Below are 26,484 nucleotides of genomic sequence, written 5' to 3'. Positions count from 1 at the left end.
GGCTCACGCGGTGAAGCGGCCGGTGCTCCTGATCTCCGGATAGTCGGTGGTCGCCCCGTCCAGCTCCAGCGCACGCACCAGCCGGAGGTGGTCCAGTGTGTTCACCACCCAGCCGATGATCCTCAGATCGGCCTCGCGCGCGTGCTCGACGACCTCCAGGGTCAGCCGGCGGATGTTCAGGCAGACCGTCCGCGCCCCCACCGCCGTGGCCCGCTCCACGACGTCCGTGCCGTAGCGGCTCGCGATCAGCGCGGTGCGCACGCCGGGCACCAGACGGGCGATCTCGGCGATCGCCTCGTCGTGGAACGAGGACACCTCCACGCGGGAGGCCAGGTCGCGGGCGCGCATGACCTCGGCCAGCGCCCGCGCCGCCGCCACGTCCTTGATCTCGGCCTGCAGCGGGGCCTCCACCGCGTCGAGGACCTCCTCGAAGACGGGGACCCGCTCCCCGTGGCCGGCGTCCAGCGCGCGCAGCTCGGCGAGCGTCTTCTCGGCGATCGGGCCGCTGCCGTCGGTCGTGCGGTCCACCTCGGTGTCGTGCATGACGACGAGCGCGCCGTCCTTGCTCAGGTGCAGATCGAGTTCGATGGCGTCGAGGCCGGCCTGCTGGGCGGCGACGAAGGAACGCAGGGTGTTCTCGGGCTCGGCACCCATGACTCCGCGGTGACCGATGGTGAGGAAGTTCAAGACTCGACTCGCTTCCGTCGACGGCGGCCGTGGCGCCCGCGCGAACCAGGCCGTGCGGGGCGGGCGCGTGCGGACGCAACGGGCGCGGGCCGTCCGCACGGCGGTTGCCGCAGCCTAACCTCCCGGGCCGCCGGTGCACCCGTGCACGGGGGCAGTGGGGTGACGGCCGGGTCCGCGGGCCCGTGACGGTGCTTCCACCGGGGTGGCGAGCCCCTGGGACGACATCGAGGTGGGCAGCCGGCGCCTCTCGCCGCTGCCCGCGAGCCTGCCGGCCCGTGCCGAAAGCCGGACGGAGCACGGCGCTTCACCCGGAAGGAGCAGTGAAACGCGCTTTCGGCGGTGGGCCGCAGCAAAATGCGCGGCGAGAAGGAGGTGGTGCAGAATAATCTGCGGAAGTCCCCCTTGCTGGGAGGAAGCTCGTGTGTATAACGTCTGCGTACGCGAGGTTCTCCTGTGGAGGATGGGACATGACGGAAATTCTTGTGCAGATGGGTTCGGAGGAACGGGTTCCTCCCGTGGCCAGGGTGGTCGAGCACCCGGCATGGCCCGTGCTCAAGGATGCGGTGGAGCGGATCCGGCCATGGCAGTCCAAGGACGGGTCGATCGACTTCGGGGCCGAGGGCGCCCCCGCCCCCGCTCAGGCCGAGGCCGCCGTCCGCCGCGTGGCCGAGGCCGTCCAGGAGCTCTCCCCGCTGCTGCCCCACGACGCCGCCTACCACGAGGCCCTCGTGAGCGACCTGCGCCGCTGGGCCGACGGCGGCTTCCAGGTGCCCGACTTCCTCGACTCGCTGCTGGCCTTCCAGCCCGCCGCCGGCCGCGAGGACGGCCTGCAGCACCTCGTCGTCTTCCCGATGTACACCCAGAACGGCAACCCGGACCGTAACCTCGAGGCGGTCGTGCTGCGCATGGTGTGGCCGGACTGGCTGGCCGAGCTGGAGCGCACCCGCTACGACAACCCGCTGTTCTGCGGCATCAAGTTCGAGGACTTCACGGCCGGCTACGACACCAACTCCGCCGTCCTCTTCCCCGAGACGATCGCCGTGCGCGAGGCGCCGGAACGATTCTCCTGGGGTGGCATCTTCTGCGACCGCGAGGCCGCCCGCTTCCGCCGGGTCACCGCCGCCGCCGTGGACATCCTCGGCCTGAGCCTGCCCGAGGACATCGCCGCGATGGTCCACGACCAGAAGCGCTGCGAAGAGGCCTTCGTCCTGTGGGACATGGTGCACGACCGCACCCACAGCCACGGCGACCTGCCGTTCGACCCCTTCATGATCAAGCAGCGCCAGCCGTTCTGGATGTACGGCCTGGAGGAGCTGCGCTGCGACCTGACCGCCTTCAAGGAGGCGGTGAAGCTCGAGGCCGACGGCGTGCCGCAGGCCCGTGACGTGCAGTACGCCGTACTGCTCGACCGCATGTTCCGCTTCCCGGTCACCGGCGAGCGCGTGCGCAACTACGACGGCCTCGGCGGCCAGCTGCTCTTCGCCTACCTGCACCGGCACGACGTGGTCCGCTGGACCGACAACAGGCTGTCCATCGACTGGGAGCGCGCTCCGCAGGTCACCAACCGGCTGTGCGCCGAGATCGAGAAGCTCTACCGCGACGGCATCGACCGTCCGAAGCTGGTGCACTGGTTCGCCGGCTACGAGCTGGTGTCCGCCTACCTCGCTCCGCACCCGGGCTCCAAGTGGGCCAAGGGCCCCGACGCGCTCGACCTGACCCAGCCGCCGCGCAAGCTCGTCGACGACGTGCTTCCGGACGAGTTTCCGCTGAGCATGTTCTACGAGGCGCTGTCCAAGAAGATGAAGAACGTGATCGCCTCCACCAAGGGCATCACGGCGGACGACGCCGAGCGGGTGGCCGCGTGAGCGACCGCGCGGACGAGCCGCACGAGGCTCCCGGCAAGCTCACCCGAGGAACCGCGAACACTGCTCAGGAGGCGAAGATGGGGAACGGGAACGGCGTACTGAGCGGCGCGGTGATCGCGGTGGCCGGAGCGGGCGGACCCGCCGGCCGGGCGACCATGCGGCGGCTCGCCGAGGCGGGGGCGACCGTCGTCGGCTCGGACAACAACCCGGAGCGGCTGGCGGAGGCCGTGGAGGCGGCGCGCTCCGCCGGCGGCGGCGCCGGCATCACCGGCGAGAAGGTCGACCTGCTCGACCTCGCCTCGGCCCGGGACTGGGCCGACCGCATCGAGAAGGACTTCGGCCGGTGCGACGGCCTGGTCCACCTCGTGGGCGGCTGGCGCGGCAGCAAGGGCTTCGCCGAGACGGACCCCGGCGACTGGGACCTGCTGGAGCGGCTGCTCGTGCGCACGGTCCAGCACACGTCCCTGGCGTTCTTCGACGCCCTGCGGCGCAGCGACCGCGGCCGGTACGTCCTCATCAGCGCCGCGGGCGCGAGCAGGCCGACGGCGGGCAACGCGGCCTACGGCGCCGCGAAGGCCGCCGCCGAGGCGTGGACACTGGCCATGGCCGACGCCTTCCGCAAGGAGGGGGGCGAGCAGGGGCCGACGTCCGCGGCTGCCATCCTGGTGGTGAAGGCGTTGGTGCACGACGCGATGCGCGCCGAGCGCCCCAACGCGAAGTTCGCGGGCTTCACGGACGTCACGGACCTGGCCGAGGCCGTCGCCGGCGTCTGGGACAGGCCCGCCGCGGAAGTGAACGGAAACCGTCTGTGGCTCACCGAGAAGCCGTGAACCCTCCCAAGACCGACGCGCGCCGCCGTCACGACCCGGAGGTCCGCGGTTTCGCCAGCGACAACTACGCCGGGGTCCACCCGGAGGTGCTCGCCGCCCTGGCCGTGGCCAACGGCGGGCACCAGGTCGCGTACGGCGAGGACGTCTACACCCAGAACCTCCAGCAGATCATCCGCAGCCACTTCGGGCCGACGGCCGAGGCGTTCCCCGTCTTCAACGGCACCGGTGCCAACGTCGTCGCGCTGCAGGCGGTCACCGACCGCTGGGGTGCGGTGATCTGCGCCGAGAGCGCGCACATCAACGTCGACGAGGGCGGCGCCCCGGAGCGCGTGGGCGGGCTGAAGCTGCTCACCGTGCCGACGCCGGACGGCAAGCTCACGCCCGAGCTGATCGACCGGCAGGCGTACGGCTGGGAGGACGAGCACCGCGCGATGCCGCAGGCCGTGTCGATCACCCAGAGCACCGAGCTGGGCACCCTCTACACGCCCGGGGAGATCCGGGCGATCTGCGAGCACGCGCACGCCCACGGCATGAAGGTGCACCTGGACGGCTCCCGCATCGCCAACGCGGCCGCCTCCCTCGACGTCCCCATGCGGACGTTCACCAACGCCGTCGGCGTCGACATCCTCTCCCTGGGCGGCACGAAGAACGGCGCGCTGGGCGGTGAGGCGGTCGTGGTGATCAACCAGGACGCCGTCCGCCGCATGCGGCACCTGCGGAAGCTGTCCATGCAGCTCGCCTCCAAGATGCGCTTCGTCTCGGTGCAGCTGGAGGCCCTGTTCGCCAAGGACCTGTGGCTGCGCAACGCCCGCCACTCCAACGAGATGGCCCAGCGCCTGGCGGAGGGCGTCCGCGCCGTGCACGGCGTCGACATCCTCCACCCGGTGCAGGCCAACGGCGTCTTCGCCCGGCTCCCGCACGACGTCGGCGAGCGGCTGCAGAAGCGGTTCCGGTTCTACTTCTGGGACGAGGCCGCGGGCGTGGTGCGCTGGATGTGCTCCTTCGACACGACGGAGGAGGACGTGGACACGTTCGTGGCGGCGCTGAAGGAGGAGATGGCCCGCTAGGCCCTGTCTGACCATTCGCGTCTGCCGCGCGACGCCATGCACGCTCCCCCGAGCTCTCGGCTTCGCTCGAGCAGGGGGTCCCCCGCTCGCCGCACCGGGCGAAGTCCCGAGTACATCCCGCACGAGGGACTCCGCCCGGCACGCCGAGAGCACGCACCGGACGCCGCAAGGCCCGTCCTCCGGGCGGACGACGGGACTTCGCTGACAATGACCTGGGCCCTGGGCCGGGCGTCCTCACACAGCGGTACGCGGTCACGCGGGGGTCTCACCGGCCCCTGGGTGACCGCTTTCCCTTCCCCCCGAAGTCCAGCAAGGTGCACTGCCCGGTCCTGTAGGCTGGACCGGACCGGGCCCCACCCGGCCGCGCTGGGCGCCCCGACGGCGCGTCCGGCCGGCGGCCGTGCGGCAGACGCTCCCCACGCACTCCGAGGCGAGGCAGATGACGATCCAGCTCACCGTGTCCGACGAGGTGCGCGCACTGGCGCCGGGCTTCACGCACGTCGCCGTCGAGGCGCGCGGGCTGGTCAACGGGCCCAGCACCGAGGCCAGTTCGGCCCTGCTCGACGACGCGGCCCGCCGCCTCGCCGCCCGCCTGGCCGGGCGCACGCCGCAGGAGGACCCGCACACGGCGGCCTGGCGCGAGATGTACACGGCGTTCGGCGCCAAGCCGTCGCGCACCCGCAACTCGGCCGAGGCGCTGGCCAGGCGGGCCCTGACGGACGCCGGCCTGCCCCGCGTCAACGTGCTCGTCGACGTCTACAACGCGATCAGCGTCGCCCACCTGGTGCCCGTCGGCGGGGAGGACCTCGACCGCGTCGACGGCGGCATGCGCCTGGTGCGTGCCACCGGGGACGAGGACTTCCTCACCGTCTCCGGCGGCGTGGAGACCGTCGAGCACCCCGACGCCGGTGAGGTCGTCTGGCGGGACGGCTCCGGTGTGACGTGCCGCCGCTGGAACTGGCGCCAGGGACCGCGCACCCGGCTCACCGACCGGACGACGTCGGGCATCTTCCTGCTGGAGACCCTGCCGCCCTTCCCGGTCGCCGAGGCGGAGGCGGCGGCCGCCGAACTCGCGGAGCTGCTGGAGAAGTTCAGCCCGGGCGCGGACGTCACGGTCCGGCCGGCGGCCTCCTGAGGCACCCGGCCCCGCCCGGACCGCGCTGCTCCGCCACCGGACCGAGCGACGCGTCCGGCTGCCCGGCTACGCCGTGCGGAGCTGATCCGCGGTCGGGGCCGTGCCGCCGAGGTGGGCGGGCAGCCACCAGGTGTCCTCGGGGCCCCTGGGGCGCCCCGGGTAGGCCCGCTGCGCGGTCTCCAGGAGCTCCTGGACGCGCTCGCGCAGGCGCCGGGTGATCGCGCCCGCGTACTGGTCGCGGGAGGCTTCGAGCGCCTCGCCCACCCGGATGGTGATCGGCAGGTGGCTGCGCTTGAAGTTGCGCGGGTGCCCCTTGGTCCACAGGCGCTGGGTGCCCCACAGGGCCATGGGGACGAGCGGCACGCCCGCCTCCTGCGCCAGGCGGGCGGCGCCCGACTTGAAGCTCTTCAGGGTGAAGGACTCGGAGATGGTGGCCTCCGGGAAGACCCCGATGACCTCGCCGGATCTGAGGGAGTCCAGTGCGTGCGCGTAGGCGGCCTCGCCCTGCGCGCGGTCCACCGGGATGTGCCTCATGCCGCGCATGAGCGGACCGGAGATCCGGTGCCGGAAGACGGACTCCTTGGCCATGAAGCGCACGAGGCGCTTCTGCGGGAGCGCCGCCAGGCCGTCGAAGACGAAGTCCAGGTAGCTGATGTGATTGCTCACGAGCACGGCGCCGCCCGAGCGCGGGATGTTCTCCGAACCCCGGCAGTCGATCTTGAGGTCCCACACCTTGAACATCGTGCGGGCGAGACCGATGACGGGACGGTAGACAAGCTCTGCCATGGACGGAGTGGACCCTTCTCTCTGCCGGGGAAGGGGCTCCCGGCGGAAGTTACGGAGCCGTAGGTTTACGGTTCCCGCAGATCGTGCCCCAAGAACGGCCGGGTAGCCAGCCCGCGTGCCCCCGGGCGGCGAGATTCTCGTCACGTCACACGGGTGCGCGGGCATCCGGGTCAGGGCCGCCACCGGTACGGGGCGGACGGCCGCGCCGGCGGGAATGCGCGCGGGCGTCCGCGCGCTGAAGCGGGGCAGGGCCGGCAGGACCGGACCGATGACGACGGAGCGGAGCGCGCGCGACAGCGGGCGCCGGGTGCGACCGCCAGGGCGGCGGAGCGGGAGGAGTGCGGGTGCGCGGGCGGGACGACGGCGACCGGGACGGGCGGCTCGGCCCGGCGGAGCTGGGCGCGGACCTGGGTGAGCGGGCCACGCTGGTGCAGTTCTCCAGTGCCTTCTGCGCCCCCTGCCGGGCGACCCGCAGGGTGCTCGGCGAGGTGGCCGCGATGGTCCCCGGGGTGGCGCATGTCGAGATCGACGCCGAGGCCCGGCTGGAGCTGGTCCGCGCGCTCGGCATCGTCAGGACCCCCACCGTGCTGGTGCTCGACGCCGGGGGCCGGGTCGTGCGCCGTGCCGCCGGTCAGCCGCGCAGGGCCGACGTCGTCGCGGCCCTGGGGGAGGCGGTGTGAGCCCCGTGCCCGTGACGGTGAGACGTGTCCCACGTTCCCAGGGCGACTTGACTGCCCCGGCCGCCTGTCGTCAGCCTGCCCGTATGTCTTCGGAACTCCTTCTCCCCGGGCGGGCACGCCGTCGCACGGGTGGCCCCGTCCGCGCCGCGGCAGCACGCGGACGGGGCCGTTGACCACCCCCGACCGATCACCGCTCGTCCGTACCAGCAAGAAGGACAACTCCATGACGGCCACGCCCGGACTCGGCACCCCCCGCCTCGCGTCCCCCGACCTCCTGCGCTCCGTCTTCCGGCGGCACGCCGCGGGGGTCGCGGTGATCACCGCGCGCGGCGGCTCCGGCCCGGTCGGTTTCACCGCCACCTCCCTCACCTCGGTCTCCGCCGAGCCCCCGCTGCTCTCCTTCGGCGTCGGCACCGGCGGCTCGAGCTGGCCGGTGATCGCGCAGTCCGGCCACGTCGGCGTGCACATACTCGGCGAGCACCAGCAGGACCTCGCGGCGACCTTCGCCCGCAGGGGCGCCGACCGCTTCGGCGCGCCCACCGCCTGGCACGAGGGTCCCGAGGGTGTGCCCGTGCTCGACGACGTCCTGGCCTGGCTGGTCTGCCGGGTCGTCGCGCGGGTCCCCGCCGGGGACCACCGCATCGTCCTCGCGGAGGTCGTCGTCGGCGACCCGGAGGGCGCCGGGCGGCCCCTGCTGTACCACCAGGGCCGCTTCACCGCCCTGCGCGACTGAGCCCCGCACCGCACCTGCCGCGGCTCGCCGCCCCCGCCTGCGACGGAAGCGGGTTCCGGTTACGCTGCGTTGCGAAGGTCACAGTTCAAAGCGCTTGCTTAGCGGGCACGAACTGGGTGTACTGGCGAGTAATGTTTCGACCGGAGCGCGGGGTCGCCCCGACCGGGATCGGCCGCTTGAGGCGCCTATGCTGCCTTGCAAGAAGGCCAGCACTGAAATGACGATGCAGTAGGAGAGCCGGCGTGAGCTTGAGGATCGTTGTCACTGTGAAGTACGTGCCCGACGCCACTGGCGACCGGCACTTCGCCGATGACCTGACCGTCGACCGCGACGACGTGGACGGTCTGCTCTCCGAGCTGGACGAGTACGCGGTCGAGCAGGCCCTGCAGATCGCGGAGAACGCGGACGACGCCGAGGTCACCGTGCTGACCGTGGGCCCGGAGGACGCGAAGGACGCACTGCGCAAGGCCCTGTCCATGGGTGCCGACAAGGCCATCCACGTCGAGGACGACGACCTGCACGGCACCGACGCCATCGGCACCTCGCTGGTGCTGGCCAAGGCCGTCGAGAAGGCCGGATACGACCTCGTGATCTCCGGCATGGCCTCCACCGACGGCACCATGGGCGTCGTCCCGGCCCTGCTCGCCGAGCGCCTGGGCGTCCCTCAGGTCACCCTGCTGTCCGAGGTCTCCGTCGAGGACGGCACCGTCAAGGGCCGCCGCGACGGCGACGCCGCCTCCGAGCAGCTCGAGGCCCAGCTTCCGGCGGTCGTGTCGGTCACCGACCAGTCGGGCGAGGCGCGCTACCCCTCCTTCAAGGGCATCATGGCGGCCAAGAAGAAGCCGGTGGAGTCCTGGGACCTGTCCGACCTGGACATCGAGGCCGACGAGGTCGGCCTGGAGAACGCCTGGACGAAGGTCGACTCCGCGGCCGAGCGTCCGGCCCGCACCGCCGGCACGATCGTCAAGGACGAGGGCGAGGGCGGCAAGCAGCTCGCTGAGTTCCTCGCGAGCCAGAAGTTCATCTAAGGCTCCCAGCCTGACCGCCCCTCAGACTTCGCAATCCGCAAGGAGATTCCGTTCCCATGGCTGAAGTTCTCGTCTACGTCGACCACGTGGACGGCGCCGTCCGCAAGCCCACCCTGGAGCTGCTGACCCTGGCCCGCCGCATCGGCGAGCCCGTCGCCGTCGCCCTCGGCGCCGGTGCCGGGAACACCGCGTCCGCGCTCGCCGAGCACGGCGCGGTGAAGGTGCTCACCCACGACGCCCCCGAGTACGCCGACTACCTGGTCGTGCCGAAGGTGGACGCCCTGCAGGCCGCCTACGAGCAGGTCTCCCCGGCGGCCGTGCTGGTCCCGTCCTCCGCCGAGGGCAAGGAGATCGCCGCCCGCCTGGCGCTGCGCATCGGCTCCGGCATCATCACCGACGCCGTCGACCTCGAGGCCGGCGACGAGGGCCCCGTGGCCACCCAGTCGGTGTTCGCCGCCTCCTACACCACCAAGTCCCGCGTCTCGCGGGGCACGCCGGTCATCACGGTCAAGCCGAACTCGGCCGCCGTGGAGGCCGCCCCGGCCGCCGGCGCGGTCGAGGCCCTGTCGGTGACGTTCTCCGGCCAGGCGACCGGCACCAAGGTCACCGCCCGCACGCCGCGTGAGTCGACGGGCCGCCCGGAGCTGACCGAGGCCGCGATCGTGGTCTCCGGTGGCCGCGGCGTCAACGGCGCGGAGAACTTCGCGATCATCGAGGCGCTCGCCGACTCGCTCGGCGCGGCCGTCGGTGCCTCGCGCGCCGCCGTGGACGCGGGCTGGTACCCGCACACCAACCAGGTCGGCCAGACCGGCAAGTCGGTCTCGCCGCAGCTGTACATCGCCAACGGCATCTCCGGCGCGATCCAGCACCGGGCCGGCATGCAGACCTCCAAGACGATCGTGGCCGTCAACAAGGACGCCGAGGCCCCGATCTTCGAGCTGGTCGACTACGGCGTGGTCGGCGACCTCTTCGACGTCGTCCCGCAGCTGACCGAGGAGATCAAGGCCCGCAAGGGCTGACCTCCCCGCACACGGTGCGAGGCCCCCGTGACCGCCCGGTCACGGGGGCCTTCGCGTGTCCCGAGCGGGCGGCGGGGGTGTTGACCCGCGCGAGGACCCGGCACTACTGTCGTTCAACAGATTGTTGAATCAGGTGGGCGGCGGGACACGGAGGGTGCCGGCATGGGCCAGGTCCGGGAGAAGGTCTCGAGAAGCCTCGCGGGCGCCGTCACCGAGGAGATCAGCGCCTCCCTCGCGCCCGTCGACGCCGAACTGGAGCGCCGCTACCCCGGCGACCCCGGCACCCGCCGGCCCGTGCACACCGTCTACGTCCCCGGCGACGCCTTCGCCGCCGGCACCCCCCGCTCCTGGGGAGACCAGGCCCTCGCCGCCCTGGACGAGCACGCGCCGGACGCCGCCGCCTTCGCCGCCGTTCTCGGCCTGGACGAGGAACTCGCCGTACCGGTGTACGACCGGGTACGCGCCAAGCTCGCCCGCGAACCCGTCGAGGACCTCCGTGTCGACTTCGAGGACGGCTACGGCCTGCGGCCCGACGCCGAGGAGGACCAGGCGGCCGCCCGCGCCGCCCGGCTGATCGCCGAGGCGTGCGCCGCCGGCACCGCCGCGCCCTGGACGGGCATCCGGATGAAGAGCCTGGAGGCGCCGGTGCGGGACCGGGGCATCCGCACCCTCGACATCTTCCTCACCGGCCTGATGGAGGCCGGCGGCCTGCCCGGGGGACTGGTCCTGACCCTGCCGAAGGTGACCTGTCCCGAGCAGGTGACCGCCATGGTCCGGCTCCTGGAGGCCTTCGAGAACGCCCACGGGCTCACGGCCGGGCGCCTCGGCTTCGAGATCCAGATCGAGACCAGCCAGGCCGTCCTCGCCGCCGACGGCACCGCCACCGTCGCCCGGCTGATCCAGGCCGCCGAGGGCCGCGCCAGTGGGCTGCACTACGGCACCTTCGACTACAGCGCCGCCCTCGGCGTCTCCGCCGCCCACCAGGCCGCCGACCACCCGGCCGCCGACCACGCCAAGGCGGTCATGCAGGTGGCGGCCGCGGGCACCGGCGTACGCGTCTCGGACGGCTCCACCAACGTCCTGCCGGTCGGCCCGCCCGAGCAGGTCCACGCCGCCTGGCGGCTGCACCACGGGCTCGTCCGCCGCGCCCTGGTCCGCGCCTACTACCAGGGCTGGGACATGCACCCGGGCCACCTCCCGACCCGGTACGCCGCCGTGTTCGCCTTCTACCGCGAGGGCTTCGAGCAGACGGCGACCCGGCTGGCCCGTTACGTCGACCGGGCCGGCGGCGACGTCATGGACGAGCCCGCCACCGCCGGCGCCCTGGCGAGCCATCTGCTGCGCGGCCTGGACTGCGGGGCCCTCGACGCCGACGAGGTGAGCCGTGCGGCCGGCCTGACCGGTGCGGACCTGGAGGGCCTCGCCGCGCCGAGGAGGCGGCGGCACACCACGGCGCCCGGCCGGTGAGAGCCGGGCGCCGCCCGGTCCGCTCAGTCCGCCGGCGGGAGTTCGCCGGAGCCGCGGGTGATCAGCCGCGTCGGCAGTTCGATGCGTTCCGGGGCCGTCAGGGAGCCGTCCAGCTGGCGGAACAGCCGCTCCGCCGCGGTCCGGCCGAGTGCCGCGGCGTCCTGCGCGACGACGGTGACGCCCGGCCGCAGCAGGTCGGCGAGCTCGATGTCGTCGAAGCCGACGAGGGCGACCCGGCGGCTCCGCTCGGCCAGGACGCGGATCACCGTGACCGTCACGCGGTTGTTGCCCGCGAAGATCGCGGTGACCGGGCAGGGCCCGGACAGCATCTCCTCGGCGGCCCGGCGCACCCGCTCCGGGTCGGTGACACCCAGCGACATCCAGGCGTCCTCGACTGCTATCCCGGCGTCCTCCATGGCGGCCCGGTAGCCGCGCAGCCGCTCGGCGGCGGTGTGGATGCGCGGCATGTCGCCGATGAAGCCGATCCGGCGGTGGCCGTGGGAGATCAGGTGCGCGACGCCGTCCCGGGCGCCGCCGAAGTTGTCCGACAGCACCACGTCGGCCTCCAGCTTCCCGGCCGGGCGGTCGACGAACACCGTGGCCACGCCCGCCCTGATCTCCGGCTCGAGGTAGCGGTGGTCGTCACCGGCCGGGATGACGACCAGCCCGTCCACGCGCCGCGCGCACAGCGCCAGCGCCAGCTCCTGCTCACGCTCGGGGTCCTCCGCGCTGGAGCCGTTGATCAGCAGTGCGCCGTGGGCGCGGGCGACCTCCTCGACCGCGCGGCTGAGCGGACCGTAGAACGGGTCGGCGAGGTCCTCCAGGACCAGGCCGATGCTCGCCGTGCGGCCCTTGCGCAGCACCCGCGCGCTGTCGTTGCGCCGGAAGCCCAGAGCCTCGATGGCCTCCTGGACGCGCCGCTCCGTGTCGGGGGTGACCCCCGGCTCGCCGTTGACCACGCGGGAGACGGTCTTCAGGCCGACACCGGCGCGTGCGGCCACGTCCTTCATGGTCGGGCGGTTGCCGTAGCGGCTTCCGGGGAGGCGCTCCCCCTGGCGGGCGGTCTCGGGCACGATGCGCTGTCCTGTCTGTCGTCCACGCGGATGCGGCCATCCATGGGGTGGTATGGGATTGTGGCGTCGAGCATAGAGCCTGGACAACGTTGTCATGGCCGGGAGAGACTGTCCACCGCACACTCCGGCCTGCGCCCCACCGCGAGACCGGCCTGCGCCTTCTTCGTGGTTTCTCAAGGTTTTGACGGGGAGAACTGACTCTGATGCACACCCATCTCGTGGCGGCGCTGGACATCGGTGGTACCAAGATCGCCGGAGCGCTGGTGGACGGCCACGGCGGCATCCTGGCGCGCGCGCAGCGCGCGACGCCCGCGCAGGAGGACGGCGACACCGTGATGCGGGCCGTCGAGAAGGTGCTGGCCCAGCTGACCGCGTCGCCGTTGTGGGGGCGTGTCACGGCGCTCGGCATCGGCAGCGCCGGCCCGGTGGACGCCTCCGCGGGCACGGTGAGCCCGGTGAACGTGCCGGGCTGGCGCGGCTATCCGCTGGTCGAGCGGGCCCGCGCCGCGGTCGGTGGCCTGCCCGTCGAGCTGATCGGCGACGGCGTCGCCATCACGGCGGCCGAGCACTGGCAGGGCGCCGCCCGGGGCCACGACAACGCGCTGTGCATGGTGGTCTCCACGGGGGTCGGAGGCGGCCTGGTCCTGAACGGCCGGCTCCACCCCGGCCCGACGGGCAACGCCGGCCACATCGGCCACATCAGCGTCGACCTCGACGGCGACCCGTGCCCCTGCGGCGCGCGGGGCTGCGTGGAGCGCATCGCCAGCGGTCCCAACATCGCCCGCCGGGCGATCGGGAACGGCTGGCGTCCGGGCCCCGACGGCGACACCTCGGCCGCCGCGGTGGCCGAGGCGGCCCGCGCCGGGGATCCGGTCGCGGTGGCGTCCTTCGAGCGCGCCGCGCAGGCCCTGGCCGCCGGGATCGCCGCCACCGCGACCCTGGTCGAGATCGACGTCGCCGTCGTCGGCGGGGGAGTGGGCAAGGCGGGCGACGTGCTCTTCGTACCGCTGCGCCGGGCCCTGCGGGAGTACGCGACCCTGTCCTTCGTGCGGCGGCTGACGGTGGTGCCGGCCCAGATGGGCACGGACGCGGGGCTGGTCGGGGCGGCCGCGGCCGCGCTGACGGGGCGCGCGGGGGCGGCGGCTGGGGTGTGACGGCCGCCGGGAGCCGGCGGGGCGCCCGGCCGCGACCCGACGCCCGGCCGGGGCCTGGCGGGCGCCGGGAGCCGGCGGGGGTGGGAGCCTGACGGCGGCCGGGCTGCGACCTCGTGCGGTTCCACGCCGCCTCCGTACGCGCCGCGGCCGGCTGGGCGCGCCGGCCCGCCGCGTCACCGGGCTGCCGGCCCGGGCCGCGGGCGTGGCCGTCCTCGCGGCCGGTGTGCACACCCCCGCCCTGTGTGTTCCTGCTGGGCGGCATCGCCGCCGACGCGGGGGCGGGGTGCTTTCGAGTCCGCGGCCGCGTCCGTCGCCGCCATGGCCGCACCGGCCCGGCGCGGGGAGGCCCTGGCGGGGCTGTTCCTGGTGTCCTGCCTCGGCCTGGCGGTGCTGCCCGTGGGCCTCGGCCTCGCCACGCGGTACACGAGCCTGACCGTCGCGATGACGTGGTTCACCGGGGTCGTGCTCGCGCTGCTGGGCGCCGTCGCCCTGCTCGCCCGCCGCGGGGGCACGCGCGCGTGATCCCCAGAGGGGGCGACCCCGACCTCACCGGTACCTTCACCTGACCTGACCGGCTTCCTCCACGGCGCCCGACGGTGCACCGGGGGCTCCCGAGCCGCGGCGGGAAGGACGAGGTGGCCGGGTTCCGCCCGCGGGAGCGTGACCTGAGGGCCGTCGCGGCGGTTGAGACGGTCATGAAGAAGCGCAGCATGCTGGCCCTCGCCTCCCTCGCCACCGGGTTCGTCGTGGCCGCGATCACCCCGTCCCACGCCGCCGGCCACGACGCCCTCGGCGCGGTGGACGTCGAGGACGCGTTCGGCACCGTCGAGCACACCGTCAGCCCCGACAGCCTCGCGCTGCCGGACAGCCCCTTGGAGCAGCTCGACTGACGGGCCGACCGCCCGCCCCCCATGACGGTCCGGCGACCCCCACATGACGGGCCGGCGCCCGCGCGCGCCGGGCCGACCGTCCGCACCACGCGCCGGTGCCCCCTTTGAGGGGCACCGGCGCCGTCGTGAGCGCGTCCTCAACTGGGGCTGGTTTCCGTGGCAGGGTGGAGCGGGCAAGCCACTGGGGGTCAACAGCAGAGGGGGACTCGTGATCGTCTGGATCAACGGTGCGTTCGGTGCGGGTAAGACGACGACCGCACGGGAACTGATCGAGCTGATCCCGAACAGCGCGCTCTTCGACCCCGAAATCGTCGGCGGGGCGCTCGCGCACCTGCTGCCGCCCAAGCGCCTCGCCGAGGCCGGCGACTTCCAGGACCTGCCGATCTGGCGACGGCTCGTCATCGACACCGCTGCCGCGATGCTCGCCGAGCTGGGCGGCACCCTCGTGGTCCCCATGACCCTGCTGCGGCAGGAGTACCGCGACGAGATCTTCGGCGGCCTCGCCGCCCGCCGCATCGCCGTCCGGCACATCCTCCTGGCACCGGCCGAAACGATCCTGCGCGAGCGGATAGCCGGCCGCGACGTCCCACCGGACCTGCCGGACGGCGAGATGCGGATTCGCCAGTGGTCCTACGACCACATCGAGCCCTACCGCGCCGCCGTCGCCTCCTGGCTCACCGCCGACGCGCACCTCGTCGACACCAGCGCGCTGACCCCGTACGAGACGGCCGTCCGGATCGCCGGGGCGCTCGGCGACGGCACCGTGCCCGTCTGCGACATCGTGCAGACCGCGGAGCCCACCGCCGAGACGCTCGCCTCCGGGGTGCTCCTCTTCGACGAGCAGGACCGGGTGCTCCTGGTCGACCCCACCTACAAGGCCGGCTGGGAGTTCCCCGGGGGCGTCGTCGAGCCCGGCGAGGCCCCGGCCCGCGCGGGGATGCGCGAGGTCGCCGAGGAGACCGGGATACGGCTGGGGGAGGTGCCGAGGCTGCTCGTCGTCGACTGGGAGGCGCCCGCACCGCCCGGCTACGGCGGCCTGCGCCTGCTCTTCGACGGCGGCCGGCTCGACCCGGCCGCGGCGGGCAGCCTGGTGCTGCCGGGGTCCGAGCTGCGCGACTGCCGCTTCGTCACCGAACGGGAGGCCGCCGACCTGCTGCCGCCGGTGCGCTACGAACGGCTGCGCTGGGCACTGCGCGCACGGGAGCGCGGGGCGGCGCTGTACCTGGAACGGGGCGTGCCGGTCGGCTGAGCCGGCGGCGCGCCCGCACGGCCGGTGTGCCGTCCCGTCCCGCGGCGGCGGACACGACGGGCCGGGCCCCCGCTCCGGGTGAACCTGGTGAGGGCGCGCCCGAGCACGGCGCGCCACCGGGCTCAGGAACCGGGCAGGCCCCAGGGTTCGGACAGGGTTCCGGGCCCCGGGAGGAACGGCACGGACCAGGTCGGGGACAAGCCGGAAGAGGTACGCAGGCGCCTGGAGGAGGGGCGGTCGCCGAACGGCGGGAGCCGGTGAGGCGACGACGAGGGAACGCACCGGACGGGTGCCGGGGAGGACGCCGGCGGCGGCGCGACGGGCGCGTGGGCGGGGACGGGCGGCGGCCGCCCGGCCGGCGGGCCCGGGCGTCCCGCACACCGCTGCCGCGGCACGCGGAGCCCCATGGACGGAGAACACGTCCGCTCCAGCGCGTGGTTTCGGCCAGGCGGGACAGACGAGGCGACATGTCGACAGTCAAGGAACAGCAGCCGGCGGCGGCGTCCGGTCCGGTCCTCGCGCGGGCCCTCACCACCCCGCTCCTGTACTTCTTCATCCTGGGCGACGTCCTGGGAGCGGGGGTGTACGTCCTGGTGGGCCAGATCGCCGCGGACGCCGGAGGGGCGGTGTGGGCGCCCCTGCTCGTCGCGCTGGTGCTCGCGCTGCTGACGGCCTCCTCGTACGCCGAACTGGCGACGAAGTACCCGAGGGCGGGCGGGGCCTCCCACTACGCCACGCGGGCGTTCGGGCCGTTCGCCGGGTTCGTGGTGGGCTTCTGCATGCTGGCGGCGGGCGTCGTCTCCGTCGCCGCACTGGCCCGCGGCTTCGGCGGCGACTACCTGTCGGCGTTCGTCACGCTGCCCGTCGCACTCGTCGCCGTGGTCTTCCTCGTCCTGCTCGCCCTGGTGAACGCGCGGGGCGTCAAGGAGTCGACCCGCGCCAACGTCGTGGCCACCGTCATCGAGGTGGGCGGCCTGGTCCTGATCGTCGCGCTCGGGGCGTGGCTGCTGCTGCGCGGCGACGGCGACCCCGGCCGGCTCACCCGGCTGGGCACCCCCGAGAAGGGGGCGGCCACCGCCGTCCTGAGCGGCTCGGTGCTGGCGTACTACTCGTTCGTCGGGTTCGAGACCTCCGTGAACGTCGCCGAGGAGACCCGTGACCCGCGCCGCTCCTATCCGCGTGCGCTGTTCGGCGCGCTGGCCACCGCGGGAGCCGTGTACGTGCTCGTGGGGATCGTGGCGTCCGCGGCCGTGCCGACCGGGCGGCTCGCCGCGTCGAGCGGGCCGCTGCTCGAGGTCGTGAAGGCGGCGGGGGGCGTGCCGGTCCGGCTGTTCAGTGCCGTCGCGCTCGTCGCCGTGGCGAACGGCGCGCTGCTCACCGGGATCATGTCCTCCCGCCTCGCCTTCGGGATGGCCCGTGACGGGCTGCTGCCGTCGGCGCTGACCAAGGTGCTGCCGGGCCGCCGTACGCCCTGGGCCGCGATCGTGGCGACCACCGCACCGGCGCTGCTCCTGGCGCTCACCGGCAGTGTCGCCGCTCTGGCGTCCACCCTGGTGCTGCTGCTGCTCGTGGTCTTCCTCGTGGTGAACGCCGCCGTGCTCGTGCTGCGCCGCGATCCGGGGGAGGGGGACCACTTCCGCACCCCGACCGCGCTGCCCGTGCTCGGAGCTCTGTCCTGTGTCGCGCTCGCCACGCAGATCGAGGCCGAGGTGTGGCTCCGCGGGCTGGCCGTGCTGGCCGTCGCGGTGGTCCTCGCCGGCGTCGCGGCCGTGCGTCGGTCCAGGGCTGCCGGCACCACCGCGCCGGACCCGGCGCGCGGGGCGGGTCCGGGCGGGGCGTCGGTCTCGTAGGCCTCGCGCGGACCCGGCTGTCGGGCCCGGCGCGGTGGAAGGCCCGCGCCGCCCGGTGGCCGGCCGTCCCCGTCACGCCGTCACACCGGTGTGCGGGCGGCCGGCGCGGGGGAGCGGTTCGCCGACGGCCCTCCAGGGCTCCCGGGATGCCCGCCCGTGACGTCGCGGGCGGGCATCCCGTCGTGGCGGAACGGTTCAGCCGGCCGCGAAGTTGCGCAGGAACAGCGCCTCCGCCACCGAGAGCCGCTCCAGCTCCTGCGGCGACACGCTCTCGTTGACGGCGTGGATCTGCGCCTCCGGCTCGCTCAGGCCGATGAGCAGGATCTCCGCGTTCGGGTAGAGCGCGGCGAGGGTGTTGCACAGCGGAATGGAGCCGCCCTGGCCCGCGTACTGCATCTGCCGGCCCGGGTAGGCCACCGCCATCGCGTCGGCCATGGCCTGGTAGGCCGGGCTGGTGGTGTCCGCGCGGAAGGGCTGGCCCTGGCCGATCTGCTCGGTGCGCACCCGCGCCCCCCACGGCGTGCGGGTCTCCAGGTGCGCCTGGAGGAGCTTGGTGGCCTCGGCGGCGTCGGCGCCCGGCGGCACGCGCAGGCTGATCAGCGCACGGGCGCTCGCCTGCACCGACGGGGTGGCGCCGACGACCGGCGGGCAGTCGATGCCGAGGACGGTGACGGCCGGGCGGGCCCAGATGCGGTCGGCGACCGTGCCGGAGCCGATCAGTCCGACGCCGTCCAGCACCTTGGCGTCCTGGCGGAACTGCTCCTCGTCGTACTGCAGCCCGTCCCAGGAGGCCGTGCCGTCGAGTCCGTCCACGGTGGTCGAGCCGTCCTCGGCGCGCAGTGAGTCCAGGACGCGGATCAGCGCGGCCAGCGCGTCGGGGGCCGCGCCGCCGAACTGGCCCGAGTGAAGGTTGCCTTCGAGGGTGTCGACCTGGACGCGCACCAGGGTCATGCCGCGCAGGGTGGTGGTGACCGTCGGCAGACCGGCCCGGAAGTTTCCGGCGTCCCCGATGACGATCGTGTCGGCCTCCAGCAGCTCGGGGTGCTCCTCGGCGTACCGCTCCAGGCCGCCGGTGCCCTGCTCCTCCGAACCCTCGGCGATCACCTTGACGTGCACCGGCACCCCGCCGTCGGCCTTCAGCGCCCGCAGCGCGAGCAGGTGCATGATCACACCGCCCTTGCAGTCCGCGGCCCCGCGCCCGTACCAGCGCCCGTCCCGCTCGGTCAGCTCGAACGGCGGGCTCGTCCAGCCGGCCTCGTCCAGCGGCGGCTGGACGTCGTAGTGGGCGTACAGCAGGACGGTCTTCGCGCCCTCGGGGCCGGGCAGGCAGCCGTAGACGGACTGGGTGCCGTCGGGGGTGTCGAGCAGGGCCACGTCCTCGAACCCCTCGGCGCGCAGCGCGTCCGCGACCCAGCGTGCGGCGCCCTCGCTCTCGCTGCGCGGGAACTGGTCGAAGTCCGCCACCGACTTGAAGGCCACCAGTTCGGCGAGCTCCTCCTTCGCCCTGGGCATCAGCGAGGCGACGGTCTCGGCGACCGGATTCGACGACATGGGCACGCTCCTCGGTTAGGTGCGACGTTGTACGGACGAGTACCTGAGCGGTGCTCCGGGCACTCGCGTCCCGGACGATCGTCTCACTGTGGGCGCGGCCCCCGGTGGGGGGCGCGCACAGCCGATCCTCCCACAGCGGCCCGTGGCGACCTCGGTCGTAGGATGCGTGGGACAGCAGCGCCAGGCGGCTTGATCGGAGGCAGCGAACCATCGTGAGCAGCGAGAAGTCTTCAGCGGACGACGTGCGGCAGGTGTGGGACGTCGTCGTGGTGGGCGCGGGGCCCGCGGGGGCCTCGGCCGCCTACGCGGCGGCGGTCGCGGGGCGGCGCGTGCTGTTGCTGGAGAAGGCGGAGCTGCCCCGGTACAAGACGTGCGGCGGCGGCATCATCGGCCCCTCGCGCGACGCGCTGCCGCCCGGTTACGAACTGCCGCTGCGGGACCGCGTGCACGCCGTCACCTTCTCCCACAACGGCCGTTTCACCCGCACCCGCCGCTCCCGGCAGATGCTTTTCGGGCTGATCAACCGGCCCGAGTTCGACCAGCAGCTCGTCGAGCACGCGCAGAAGGCGGGCGCCGAACTGCGCACCGGCGTCACCGTCTCCCGGGTCGAGCAGCACGGCTCGGCCGTGCCGGACCGGCGGACGGTCGCCGTGGTCCTGCAGGGCGGCGAGACGGTCCTCGCCCGGGCGGTCGTGGGCGCCGACGGCAGCGCCAGCCGCATAGGAGCGCACGTCGGCGTCAAGCTCGACCAGGTCGACCTCGGCCTGGAGGCGGAGATCCCGGTCCCGGACACCGTCGCCGAGGACTGGAAGGGCCGCGCCCTCATCGACTGGGGCCCGTTGCCCGGCAGTTACGGCTGGGTCTTCCCCAAGGGGGACACCCTGACGGTCGGCGTCATCTCGGCGCGGGGCGAAGGCGCCGCGACCAAGCGCTACCTGGAGGACTTCATCGCCCGGCTGGGTCTCGCCGGGTTCGAGCCCAGCATCTCCTCGGGGCATCTGACCCGCTGCCGGGCCGACGACTCGCCGCTCTCCCGCGGCCGGGTGCTGGTGTGCGGCGACGCGGCGGGGCTGCTCGAGCCGTGGACGCGCGAGGGCATCTCGTTCGCCCTGCGGTCCGGGCGGCTCGCCGGGGAGTGGGCGGTGCGCGTCGCCGAGGCGCACGACGCCGTGGACGCCCGCCGCCAGGCCCTGAACTACGCCTTCGCGATCAAGGCGGGGCTCGGGGTCGAGATGGCCGTCGGCAAGCGGATGCTGGCGGTGTTCGAGCGCCGCCCCGGTGTGTTCCACGCGGTGCTGACCGGGTTCCGTCCCGCCTGGAACGCCTTCCGGGACATCACGCGGGGCTCGACGTCGCTGGGCGAGCTGTTCCGCAGCCACCCGATGGCCCAGCGCGCGCTGAGCGCACTGGACCGGCGGCCCGCCGCGGCCGCCGCTCAGGACCCGGTCAGTTCGTGACCGTGATGCGGAAGACCGGGTGGTCGGGGGCGGCCGCGAGGATCTCCTCGTCGGTGGAGGCGGCCGTCACCCCCTGGAAGTACTGGTCGACCTCCCAGCCCCACTTCCGCAGGTAGGTCCGCAGGACGGGGAGCTTCTCCTCGTCGGGGAGCTCCACCGCGGTGAACGCGCGGACCCTGCGCCCCACGCGCAGTTCGCCGCCGCCCGCGGCGCGCATGTTGCGCACCCACTGCGAATGGCCGCGCGCCGAGACGAGGTACCGCGCGTCGCCGTGGGTGCGGTCTGGCCGGACCGCCGCTGCCTGCCGGCCTGCGCCAGGAGGCCGCGCGGATGACGGCCGGCCTCGCTCCCGACCTGCCGCCCGAGGTGGTGGCCGTGCTCGTCGCCGCCTGGGCTCAGCTGTACGGCCTGGTCGGGTTCGAGGTGTTCGGGCAGTTCCACCGGGTCGTGGAGGACCGCGAGCCGTTCTTCCGGCACGCGGTGGTCCGGCTCGCGCACGGCGTCGGCCTCACGTCCTGAGCCACTCCGGGGTCGAGCCGGGCGCCCGCGATCGGGCTCAACCGGTCTTCCTGGCTCACGAGTTGGCCCCGGTCGGCCGGGACTGGCCGAGCTGGCGGCGTCCCCGCCGGCGCGGGGCCCCGGCGGCGACAGCGGGGCCCGCCGGTCGGACGCGAGCCCCCTGGGCGACCGGCCGCCCAGGGCGCGGCATCCTGAAGGGGCACTATCACAGAAGGACCCGTTCCCTCTGCGCGCCACGCCGTGAATTGCGTACCGGTCCGCGAGGCTGACGGGCTGTTATCACGCCGGACTCCCACCTGACGCGGCGCCATGCCGGGACCCCTCGCATGGCCGTCAGGGCTGACGACGCATTACCACGTAAGGGCGTGCGTCGTTTCCACGCCACGCCGACGACCTCCTCGCGTTGACCTCGAATTGTTGTGCGGACACCCAAGCCGGGTGACGGCTTGTCACGGGCTTGCTCGCTGTCCTCGTCGTCGACCCCGGTGCGATGGCCTGTCCGCACCGGACGCGCCACGTCATGGGTGCCGAGGCCCGGCGGGCCGGGGTGGCTGCCGTGACCTGCGCTGCGACCTGTGCGTCCCGGTTGCCCGGGGGCGTCCCGCAGGGGTCGCTGCAAGCGATTCGCTGCCGCACGGGTGAGCCGCCGTCAGACATCACCTCGAAAGCCTAATCGCGCGTCAACCGACGTTCCGCATGCGTCATTTGAGAAAGCTCCTGTCGCCGGCGGGCGAGCGCTCGGACGCTCGGAGTACCCCGATTGGCCCCCTGGTGCGAGCACTTCCGGGCTGACCGAAATGACAGCCTTGGGGGCGATTAGTACGTTAATCACACGCCGGCTCTCACAAGCCGACTTCTCTGACTGCGAGACAGGAGAGCAGTGCCATGATCATGACCCGTTCCTCTGCGATCACCGCGGCCGTGGCGGCCGCCGCGGCGCTGACCGCGACCGGCATCACCTACGCCTCGGCCTCGGCCGCGCCGGTTCCCCAGGCAGCCCCGGCCGCCGTGCGCCAGGCCGTCGCTCCCGCCCAGGTGCCCACGGGCGGCGACGTCGGCGGCAACAACAACAACGACAACGACAACGACCGCGGCGGCGACCGGGGCAACGACCACGGCGGAAAGGACAAGGACTACGACGAGGGCTGGATCCACATCAACGAGCGGTCCTACAACGCCCGCCCGAGCGGCTGCATCACCATCGTGAGCGGCCTCGGCTCCAGGACCCTCAACATCCGCAACGACAGCAAGAAGACCGTGGAGGTCTTCCGCGGAGTGACCTGCGACAACGGCGCGCCCATCGCCACCGTCGGCCCCCGCAGCTCCAGCAACGGCGTCAGGCCCGGACGCACCGAGGGGCTGCGGGTCCACGACGGAGTCGCGGGCAGCTTCCGCGTCATCCACGACCACCGGGGCGGCGGCAAGGGCGGCTACTGAGCCGACCGCATGACGCACCCCACCTGATGCAGAACCCCGGCCCGCCGTAATCGGGCCGGGGTTCTGGTCTCGGTCTCGCCGAGGGGCATCCCCGCGCCGGGACCCCTGATCACGGGGATCCGCTCGCGGTGCCCACACCGGCCGCTGCCTGACGGTCCTGCGCCTGCGAGCACCATCCTAGAACCGGACCGAAGCCGCTGCGCGCCTGCCCGGACGGCCACCTGCCGGCCCACCGGGCCGCCCCGGGGTCAATTCCCCGTGGAGCGCGCCCTCTTGCCGCCGCTGCCGGCCGCGCCCACCGGTCCGTGGCGTAGACATCCGACACACCCGAACGGGTGAAGAACCCGCACCGCGTGCTGAAGACGACGGGGCCGACACGGCTTCCCCCCGCCCCGCCCGGCGGCTTGCCCGACGCCCGGCCGGCGTGGGCGCCGGGCCGACCCGGGCCCGCGTGGCGAGGGCGTCCGGACGGACCGGAGCGCCTCCCGCTGCGCACGCACGCCCCACGACAGGCCACCTCCTCGCCGTCGCCGCCGGGTCCTGTCCTCCGGCTCGCGGCCGCCGATCCGCCCGTAGGCGCCCGCCCGCCTGGTCGAGCCGGGCCTCAGCCGGACCCGGTGCGCCGGGTCAGGAACCCGACGACGGCGGCCGCGGCCGCCAGGACGGCGACGCTGGTGAGCGCGGCGGGCAGGGAGAGCCAGTCCGCCATGAACCCGATGGCGGGTGGCCCGAGGAGCATGCCGCCGTAACCGAGGGTCGAGGCCACGACCACGCCGCTCGGGCCGGCCAGCATGCCCGCGCGTTCGATGGCGACCGGGAACAGGTTGGCGAGACCGAGGCCCGTGACGGCGAAGCCGGCGAGCGCCGCCCCCGCCGACGGCGCCAGCGAGCCGAGCAGCATGCCGGCCGAGGCGGTGCAGCCGCCGGCCACGATCGTGCGGGTGTGGCCCAGCCGTTCCACCAGCGCCGTCCCGCTCAGCCGCCCCACCGTCATCGCGAGGGCGAAGAGGGAGTAACCGGCCGCCGCGAGGCCCGCCGAGGCGCCCAGGTCCTGCTCGACGTGCAGCGCGCCCCAGTCGGCCATGGCCCCTTCGCCGTACGCGGTGCACAGCGCGATCAGGCCGAAGACGACGACCGGCCCGCGACCGCGGCGCGTGGCGGGGTGCTCCCTGGCGGGTATGCGTTCCGGCGGTGCCGGAGGCGCGTGCCGCAGCAGGCCGCGTCCGGCGACGGCGGTGACGAGCAGGCCGATCACGGTCAGCCCGAGCAGATGGCGGCCGGGCGACAGGGCTCCCGCGACCAGCCCGCCGAGGCCGGCCCCGAGCATCCCGCCCAGGCTGAAGGCGGCGTGGAAGCTCGGCATGACGGGCCGGCGCAGCGCGGCCACCAGGTCGACGGCCGCGCTGTTGAAGGCGACGTTGAGGCCGCCGTACGCGGCGCCGAAGACCAGCAGGACCGCGCCTAGGGCGGGGGCGGAGTGGGCGAGCGGGGGCAGGGCGACGCTGAGGGACAGCAGGACGGCGCAGACCACGGTGACGGGATGGCTGCCGTAGCGGCGGCACAGCCGTCCGGTGAGGGCCATGGTGACCACCGCGCCGGCGGACACGCCGAGCAGGGCGAGGCCGAGGGTGCTGGCGGAGGTGTGGGTCTGGTGCTTGATGGCGGGGATGCGGACGACCCAGCCGGCGAAGACGAAACCGTCCAGGGCGAAGAACGCGGTGAGGGCGATCCGGAGGCGGGTGAGGTCGTGGCCCGGCACGACGCTGTGCGAGCGGGCTTTGTTCAGTAGCGGCACAAATGCAGGCTAGGGGTGCGCGGGCGCCCCGGCAAGGGAGCCCGCGCTTTCGGTCACCCACCGCTACATGGTGTTTTACAGTGACTCCCGTCCGTTCCACCCGTTCCGGCGACTGAGCGACCTGTGAGGAAAGCGCGAACCATGCCGACCGAAACGTTTGAGTTCCAGGTAGAGGCCCGCCAGCTGCTCCAGCTGATGATCCACTCGGTCTACTCGAACAAGGATGTCTTCCTGCGCGAGCTCGTCTCCAACGCCTCCGACGCGCTGGACAAGCTGCGGCTCGCGGCGCTGCGGGACGACACCCTCGAAGCCGACGTCTCCGACCTCCGCATCGAAATCGAGACCGACGGCGACGCCCGCACCCTCACCGTGCGGGACAACGGCATCGGAATGTCCTACGACGAGGTCGGGCAGCTCATCGGCACCATCGCCCACTCGGGCACGGCCGAGTTCCTGAAGGAGCTGCGCGAGGCCAAGGACACGGCCGGGGCCGAGGGCCTCATCGGCCAGTTCGGTGTCGGCTTCTACTCCGCCTTCATGGTGGCCGACGAGGTCACCGTGCTGACCAGGCGCGCCGGCGAGAGCCGGGGCACGCGGTGGACGTCCCGCGGCGAGGGCACGTACACGCTGGAGACGGTCGACGACGCGCCGCAGGGCACCTCGGTCACCCTGCATCTGAAGCCGGCCGACCCCGAGAACCAGCTGCACGACTACACCTCCGCCTGGAAGATCAAGGAGATCGTCAAGCGGTATTCGGACTTCATCACCTGGCCGATCAGGCTCATGCCGAACGCCCCGGCCGGGGCGGAGAAGGCGGACGGCGAGGCGGACGCCGACGCCCCCGGGCCCGAGACGCTCAACTCGATGAAGGCGCTGTGGGCCCGCTCGCGGGACGAGGTGAGCGACGACGAGTACCACGAGCTGTACCAGCACATCGGCCACGACTGGCGCGACCCGCTGGAGACGATCCGGCTGCGGGCTGAGGGCACCTTCGAGTACCAGGCCCTGCTGTTCCTGCCCGCGCACGCCCCGCACGACCTGTTCACGCAGGGCTACCGGCGCGGACTCCAGCTGTACGTGAAGCGCGTCCTGATCATGGAGGACTGCGAGGCGCTGCTGCCGCCGTACCTCCGCTTCGTCAAGGGCGTCGTCGACGCGCAGGACCTCTCCCTCAACGTCTCGCGCGAGATCCTGCAGCAGGACCGGCACATCCGGATGATCCAGCGCCGGCTGACGAAGAAGGTCCTGTCCTCGGTCAAGGACATGAAGGCCACGGCCCCCGACCGGTACGCCACGTTCTGGCGGGAGTTCGGCGCCGTCCTGAAGGAAGGACTGGTGACCGACGCCGACAACCGCGACGCCCTCCTCGCCGTCGCGTCCTTCGCCACCACGCACGGCGACGACGAGCCGACCACGCTGAAGGACTACGTGGAGCGGATGAAGGACGGGCAGGAGGACGTCTACTACCTGACCGGCGAGTCGCGGGAGAGCATCGAGAACTCGCCGCACATGGAGGCCTTCCGCGACCGGGGCATCGAGGTGCTGCTGCTCACCGACCCGGTCGACGAGGTGTGGGTCGACGCCGTCGGTGCCTACGAGGGCAAGCGGCTGCGCTCCGTCGCCAAGGGCGAGATCGACCTCGGCCCGCGGGAGGACGGGAAGGCCGGTGAGGACCGGGAGAAGCAGGGCGAGGAGTACGCGGCCCTGCTCGGCTGGATGGAGGAGCAGCTCCAGGAGGACGTCAAGGAGGTGCGTCTGTCGTCCCGGCTCACCGTCTCCCCGGCCTGCGTCGTCTCCGACGCGCACGACCTGACCCCGGCCCTGGAGAACATGTACCGGGCGATGGGCCAGGAAGTGCCCCGCGCCAAGCGGATCCTCGAACTCAATCCCGAGCACCTGCTGGTGAAGAACCTGAACCAGGCGTACAAGGAGCGGGAGGACCGTACGGCACTGGCCGAGACCGCCGAGCTCCTGCACGGTCTGGCGGTGCTCGCCGAGGGCGGCCAGCCCAAGGACCCGTCCCGGTTCGTCAAGCTGGTGGCCGAGCGCCTGGAGCGCACGCTGCAGTGACCGTGGGCGATGCCGGTGGCCGTCGTGCCGCCGGCAGGCATCGTCCGGCTGTGTGAACGCGCGGCCGCGGCCCGCGGCCGCGCAGCCGTCACCGCGCCGTCCTGGCGCCGGCGCACCGGCATGCTCCGGTGCGCCGGCGCCA

At 73.5% G+C, this 26,484-nt stretch carries 22 protein-coding genes and 2 pseudogenes; 18 read left to right on the top strand and 6 right to left on the bottom strand.

What is annotated here, in order from left to right; genetic code table 11:
- Window positions 1–3: 3 nt before the first annotated feature.
- Complete coding sequence (locus ABZ920_RS21705) at window positions 4–687, bottom strand: glycerophosphodiester phosphodiesterase family protein (protein WP_361507323.1); 684 nt, start codon at window positions 685–687, stop codon at window positions 4–6.
- A 467-nt stretch (window positions 688–1,154) separates the two neighbouring features.
- Here ABZ920_RS21705 and ABZ920_RS21700 point away from each other — a divergent pair, with 467 nt between their 5' ends.
- The 4 genes from ABZ920_RS21700 (at window position 1,155) to ABZ920_RS21685 (ending at window position 5,584) form a co-directional block, all read left to right on the top strand.
- Entirely contained in the window at window positions 1,155–2,552 is a 1,398-nt protein-coding gene (locus ABZ920_RS21700; RefSeq protein WP_361507315.1) for a DUF6421 family protein, read from the top strand.
- Window positions 2,553–2,629: 77 nt separating this feature from the next.
- Window positions 2,630–3,382, top strand: coding sequence for an SDR family oxidoreductase (locus ABZ920_RS21695; RefSeq protein ID WP_361507408.1), 753 nt, complete (start codon window positions 2,630–2,632; stop codon window positions 3,380–3,382).
- Window positions 3,379–4,449 carry a low specificity L-threonine aldolase gene (locus ABZ920_RS21690; RefSeq protein WP_361507313.1) on the top strand — a complete coding sequence of 357 codons (1,071 nt, stop codon included), beginning with the start codon at window positions 3,379–3,381 and terminating at the stop codon, window positions 4,447–4,449. The genes ABZ920_RS21695 and ABZ920_RS21690 overlap by 4 nt, the downstream gene beginning before the upstream one ends.
- Before the next feature lie 439 nt (window positions 4,450–4,888).
- On the top strand, window positions 4,889–5,584 hold the full coding sequence (locus ABZ920_RS21685; protein ID WP_361507310.1) for a phenylalanine--tRNA ligase beta subunit-related protein: 696 nt from the start codon (window positions 4,889–4,891) through the stop codon (window positions 5,582–5,584).
- 66 nt (window positions 5,585–5,650) lie between these two features.
- On the opposite strand, the gene ABZ920_RS21680 is transcribed toward ABZ920_RS21685, so the two are convergent.
- Window positions 5,651–6,370 (bottom strand): lysophospholipid acyltransferase family protein, encoded by a 720-nt coding sequence (locus ABZ920_RS21680; protein WP_361507307.1) that lies wholly within the window; start codon window positions 6,368–6,370, stop codon window positions 5,651–5,653.
- A gap of 338 nt (window positions 6,371–6,708) precedes the next feature.
- On the opposite strand from ABZ920_RS21680, the gene ABZ920_RS21675 reads away from it, so the two are divergent.
- The 5 genes from ABZ920_RS21675 (at window position 6,709) to ABZ920_RS21655 (ending at window position 11,297) form a co-directional block, all read left to right on the top strand.
- On the top strand, window positions 6,709–7,050 hold the full coding sequence (locus tag ABZ920_RS21675) for a thioredoxin family protein (RefSeq protein ID WP_361507304.1): 342 nt from the start codon (window positions 6,709–6,711) through the stop codon (window positions 7,048–7,050).
- Between the two features lie 223 nt (window positions 7,051–7,273).
- A complete protein-coding gene (locus ABZ920_RS21670) occupies window positions 7,274–7,783 on the top strand; it encodes a flavin reductase family protein (RefSeq protein ID WP_361507405.1) in 510 nt (169 codons plus the stop codon).
- A gap of 242 nt (window positions 7,784–8,025) precedes the next feature.
- Window positions 8,026–8,811, top strand: a complete 786-nt coding sequence (locus ABZ920_RS21665; protein WP_361507301.1) for an electron transfer flavoprotein subunit beta/FixA family protein — start codon at window positions 8,026–8,028, stop codon at window positions 8,809–8,811.
- Window positions 8,812–8,867: 56 nt separating this feature from the next.
- Window positions 8,868–9,830 carry an electron transfer flavoprotein subunit alpha/FixB family protein gene (locus ABZ920_RS21660; RefSeq protein ID WP_361507298.1) on the top strand — a complete coding sequence of 321 codons (963 nt, stop codon included), beginning with the start codon at window positions 8,868–8,870 and terminating at the stop codon, window positions 9,828–9,830.
- A gap of 162 nt (window positions 9,831–9,992) precedes the next feature.
- On the top strand, window positions 9,993–11,297 hold the full coding sequence (locus tag ABZ920_RS21655; RefSeq protein WP_361507295.1) for an aldolase/citrate lyase family protein: 1,305 nt from the start codon (window positions 9,993–9,995) through the stop codon (window positions 11,295–11,297).
- A gap of 23 nt (window positions 11,298–11,320) precedes the next feature.
- On the opposite strand, the gene ABZ920_RS21650 is transcribed toward ABZ920_RS21655, so the two are convergent.
- Window positions 11,321–12,370 carry a LacI family DNA-binding transcriptional regulator gene (locus ABZ920_RS21650; protein ID WP_361507293.1) on the bottom strand — a complete coding sequence of 350 codons (1,050 nt, stop codon included), beginning with the start codon at window positions 12,368–12,370 and terminating at the stop codon, window positions 11,321–11,323.
- A gap of 203 nt (window positions 12,371–12,573) precedes the next feature.
- On the opposite strand from ABZ920_RS21650, the gene ABZ920_RS21645 reads away from it, so the two are divergent.
- The 5 genes from ABZ920_RS21645 to ABZ920_RS21625 all read left to right on the top strand — a co-directional run bounded on the left by ABZ920_RS21645 (window position 12,574) and on the right by ABZ920_RS21625 (window position 17,513).
- Window positions 12,574–13,524: an ROK family protein gene (locus tag ABZ920_RS21645; protein ID WP_361507290.1), complete on the top strand. Its 951-nt coding sequence runs from the start codon at window positions 12,574–12,576 to the stop codon at window positions 13,522–13,524.
- 318 nt (window positions 13,525–13,842) lie between these two features.
- Window positions 13,843–14,046, top strand: a complete 204-nt coding sequence (locus tag ABZ920_RS21640; protein WP_361507287.1) for a hypothetical protein — start codon at window positions 13,843–13,845, stop codon at window positions 14,044–14,046.
- Between the two features lie 173 nt (window positions 14,047–14,219).
- On the top strand, window positions 14,220–14,414 hold the full coding sequence (locus tag ABZ920_RS21635) for a hypothetical protein (protein WP_361507284.1): 195 nt from the start codon (window positions 14,220–14,222) through the stop codon (window positions 14,412–14,414).
- 208 nt (window positions 14,415–14,622) lie between these two features.
- Window positions 14,623–15,663 carry an NUDIX domain-containing protein gene (locus tag ABZ920_RS21630; RefSeq protein WP_361507281.1) on the top strand — a complete coding sequence of 347 codons (1,041 nt, stop codon included), beginning with the start codon at window positions 14,623–14,625 and terminating at the stop codon, window positions 15,661–15,663.
- A gap of 467 nt (window positions 15,664–16,130) precedes the next feature.
- Window positions 16,131–17,513: an APC family permease gene (locus ABZ920_RS21625; RefSeq protein ID WP_361507278.1), complete on the top strand. Its 1,383-nt coding sequence runs from the start codon at window positions 16,131–16,133 to the stop codon at window positions 17,511–17,513.
- A gap of 195 nt (window positions 17,514–17,708) precedes the next feature.
- Here ABZ920_RS21625 and ABZ920_RS21620 read toward each other — a convergent pair whose 3' ends face one another.
- Window positions 17,709–19,064, bottom strand: a complete 1,356-nt coding sequence (locus ABZ920_RS21620; protein ID WP_361507275.1) for a dipeptidase — start codon at window positions 19,062–19,064, stop codon at window positions 17,709–17,711.
- 212 nt (window positions 19,065–19,276) lie between these two features.
- On the opposite strand from ABZ920_RS21620, the gene ABZ920_RS21615 reads away from it, so the two are divergent.
- Complete coding sequence (locus ABZ920_RS21615; protein WP_361507272.1) at window positions 19,277–20,521, top strand: geranylgeranyl reductase family protein; 1,245 nt, start codon at window positions 19,277–19,279, stop codon at window positions 20,519–20,521.
- Here ABZ920_RS21615 and ABZ920_RS21610 read toward each other — a convergent pair.
- Window positions 20,511–20,786 (bottom strand): annotated as a pseudogene (locus ABZ920_RS21610) (nitroreductase/quinone reductase family protein); the annotation flags it as partial. The gene ABZ920_RS21615 and the pseudogene ABZ920_RS21610 sit on opposite strands and share 11 nt — an antisense overlap.
- 8 nt (window positions 20,787–20,794) lie before the next feature.
- On the opposite strand from ABZ920_RS21610, the pseudogene ABZ920_RS21605 reads away from it, so the two are divergent.
- Both ABZ920_RS21605 and ABZ920_RS21600 read left to right on the top strand, forming a co-directional pair.
- Window positions 20,795–21,040: pseudogene (locus ABZ920_RS21605) on the top strand (WHG domain-containing protein); the annotation flags it as partial.
- A gap of 885 nt (window positions 21,041–21,925) precedes the next feature.
- Window positions 21,926–22,477, top strand: coding sequence for a hypothetical protein (locus ABZ920_RS21600; RefSeq protein WP_361507269.1), 552 nt, complete (start codon window positions 21,926–21,928; stop codon window positions 22,475–22,477).
- Window positions 22,478–23,081: 604 nt separating this feature from the next.
- On the opposite strand, the gene ABZ920_RS21595 is transcribed toward ABZ920_RS21600, so the two are convergent.
- Complete coding sequence (locus ABZ920_RS21595; protein WP_361507402.1) at window positions 23,082–24,236, bottom strand: MFS transporter; 1,155 nt, start codon at window positions 24,234–24,236, stop codon at window positions 23,082–23,084.
- Window positions 24,237–24,413: 177 nt separating this feature from the next.
- Here ABZ920_RS21595 and htpG point away from each other — a divergent pair, with 177 nt between their 5' ends.
- A complete protein-coding gene (gene htpG, locus ABZ920_RS21590) occupies window positions 24,414–26,342 on the top strand; it encodes a molecular chaperone HtpG (RefSeq protein WP_361507266.1) in 1,929 nt (642 codons plus the stop codon).
- Window positions 26,343–26,484 lie beyond the last annotated feature (142 nt).

It is taken from the genome of Streptomyces sp. NPDC046831, assembly GCF_040645305.1.
Lineage (GTDB): Bacteria > Actinomycetota > Actinomycetes > Streptomycetales > Streptomycetaceae > Streptomyces.
The sequence above is the reverse complement of the archived record's forward strand: the minus strand, read 5'-3'. Positions and strand labels throughout refer to the sequence as shown.